The sequence below is a fragment of the Micromonospora sp. MH33 genome (genome assembly GCF_003013775.1).
GTDB lineage: Bacteria > Actinomycetota > Actinomycetes > Mycobacteriales > Micromonosporaceae > Micromonospora > Micromonospora fulviviridis.
The window spans coordinates 1-2,270 of record NZ_MUYZ01000551.1 but is presented as its reverse complement, the minus strand read 5'-3'; the positions used below and the strand labels follow the sequence as shown (position 1 = coordinate 2,270).

The window sequence follows — 2,270 nt, the reverse complement described above, 5'->3', positions numbered from 1 at the left end:
GGCCGGCGGTCCCCGCAAGGTCGCCCTGCTCCGCGGGCGCGGGCTCGACCCGGTGGTCGACTACCGCGAGCCGGACTGGACCGACCGGGTCCGGGCCGCCGTCGGCGGGGTGGACGTGGTCTTCGACGGGGTGGGCGGATCGCTCGCCCGGGCGGCCTTCGACCTGCTCGACCGGGGCGGGCGGATGCTCAGCTTCGGGCTGGCCAGCGGCGCCTGGGCGGACCTGCCCGAGGAGGAGGCCAGCGCTCGAGGCGTGACCCTGCTCCGCCCCGGCGGCACGCCCGACGAGCTGCGCGCCCTCACCGAACAGGCTCTCGCCGAGGGCGCCGCCGGCCGGCTCCGGCCGCTCATCGGGCAGCGCTTCCCGCTGGACCGGGCCGCCGACGCGCACGCCGCCATCGAGTCCCGGGCCACGGTCGGCAAGACCCTCCTCGACGTCCGCTGAGGGGCGGCGTCAGAGGTACATGCCGGTGCGGTGCTCCTGCGGCCGGCTCGGCTTGTCCCCCTCGCCGAAGAAGCGCTTGCCGCCGAACTCCCCGTGCAGCCGGTCGTCCAGCTCGTCGGCCAGCCCGGTCATCACCTGCACGGCGAGCATCAGGTGGGTGGCCTGAAAGTTGCGGCCGAACACCGGGATCGAGGCCCACACCGTGTCATCGGCGCAGTAGAGCCGGCCGATCGGCATCCGGTTGGTCAGCTCGGAGAGCTTCACGTAGAGACGCTCGGTCGGCTCGACCTCGGTCAGCACCGGGGAGAAGACGTCGACCAGGGGCGGGTTGTCGCGGACCCGGACGAATACCATCGCCGAGCCGGCCCGGATGTTGATGTCGCCGTCCGAGTCGACCTGCACCTGGTCGGCCTTGGACTTCAGCATGGTGGAGACGACCGTGCGTACCCGCTCCTCCAGGGCCAGCACGTCGTTCTCGCCGGCCTGGGCGGCAGCGGCGGCCGCCAGCGCCTCGTCGAGGTCGGCCTCCACGTCGCGGTCCGGGCCGAACTCGCCGCGCGCGGTGCCGAGCGGCTCCACCGGCAGCGGCTCCCCCTCGGCGTCGTGCACCAGGTAGACCAGGAAGGCGGGGTGCGGGGCGCCGTAGACGTCGCGCAGGGTGCGGGACAGCACTGCCGACAACCGGGTGGCCTCGTCGGCGAGGCAGTCCAGGCCGAACTGCTCGCCGGAGCCCTGCACCACGCCGGGCGGGGACCAGCCGAGCGCGATCATGTCGGCCACCGCGGCCCGGTCGAGCCGGTAGCCCTGCGGCAGGGTGGCGTTGCCGACCGCCCGGGCCGAGAGGCCGCCCTCCTCGCCGGCGTCCACGCTCACCGAGTAGACGGCGTCCCCGGTGCCGGAGGCGGTCGGGTCGAGCGTGACCTCCAGATGCGCGCCGGCGGGCAGGCCCCGCAGCCGTTCGGCCAGCGCGCGGGCGAACTCCCGCCAGGCCTCGGTCACCTTGGCCCGCAGGTCGGCCGTGGTCGGCTCGTCCAGCAGGACCGACTCGTGCTGCTCCGGCGTCGCGCCGGCGGGCTCATCGGCCGGCGCCGAGGGGTGGTCTGCCGTCATGATCGCCTCCGTCCGTCCTCGCCACCCTACCCACGGGCAGTGGGGGTCGAATCACCCCGACCGGGATCGGACAGCGGCCCGCGGAGTGCTACCCGGCGGGAGCCGTCCCGTCCAGCTCCACCGGCCAGGTGCCGGCCAGCGCGCTGAGCCGGGCGGCCGCCGCGGCCGGTTCCGCGCCGCGCCCCACGGCCACCCCCAGGAGGTACGCGCTCACCGGCGCTCCCGGCCGCAGCACCTGGTGCGCCACGTCCTTGGCCAGGTCGAGCACGGCCGGCACCGGCACCTCGGCCGGGTCCAGCCCCAGCTCGGCGCAGGCCGCCGTGACCCAGTCGTCCATCACCGTCATCTCGTCCACTCCTCGACCCGGCGTACGTCCTCGTCAGTGTCGCAGTCGAACCAGGGCGGTGGCCCGGACCCCGACCACGACACCTCCCGCACGGTCGTGCCGGCCAGCAGCCCACGCACCGGCGCCCCGTCGACCGTCCCGCCGCGCTCGGCGGCCAGCCGGTCGAGTGCCGACCGCAGCGCACTTACCCGCCACACCGCGCAGAGTTGCTGCCGGCGGCCGTCGCCGTCGACGTAGCAGGCCACTCCGGCGGTCGAGCCGTCGAGGGCGCCCCGCAGCTCGGCCACGGCCGCCGGGGTGAGCAGCGGCAGGTCGGCCGCGAGCAGGGCGACGGTGGCCGTGCCGGGGTCGAGCCGGGCCAGCCCCGCC

At 75.8% G+C, this 2,270-nt stretch carries 4 protein-coding genes; 1 reads left to right on the top strand and 3 read right to left on the bottom strand.

All coding sequences use genetic code 11. The features are described 5' to 3' along the window. On the top strand, window positions 1-445 hold a 445-nt coding region (locus tag B0E53_RS35680), incomplete at its 5' end, for a zinc-binding dehydrogenase (protein ID WP_146167946.1). A gap of 9 nt (window positions 446-454) precedes the next feature. On the opposite strand, the gene B0E53_RS35675 is transcribed toward B0E53_RS35680, so the two are convergent. From B0E53_RS35675 to B0E53_RS35665, 3 genes are all read right to left on the bottom strand, one after another. Beyond that, window positions 455-1,555, bottom strand: a complete 1,101-nt coding sequence (locus tag B0E53_RS35675; protein ID WP_107079843.1) for a hypothetical protein — start codon at window positions 1,553-1,555, stop codon at window positions 455-457. An 88-nt stretch (window positions 1,556-1,643) separates the two neighbouring features. Then, entirely contained in the window at window positions 1,644-1,901 is a 258-nt protein-coding gene (locus B0E53_RS35670) for a DUF6457 domain-containing protein (protein WP_107079844.1), read from the bottom strand. Beyond that, the coding region (locus tag B0E53_RS35665) for an NTP transferase domain-containing protein (RefSeq protein WP_168215494.1) at window positions 1,898-2,270 on the bottom strand (373 nt) is incomplete at its 5' end. The genes B0E53_RS35665 and B0E53_RS35670, both read right to left, overlap by 4 nt.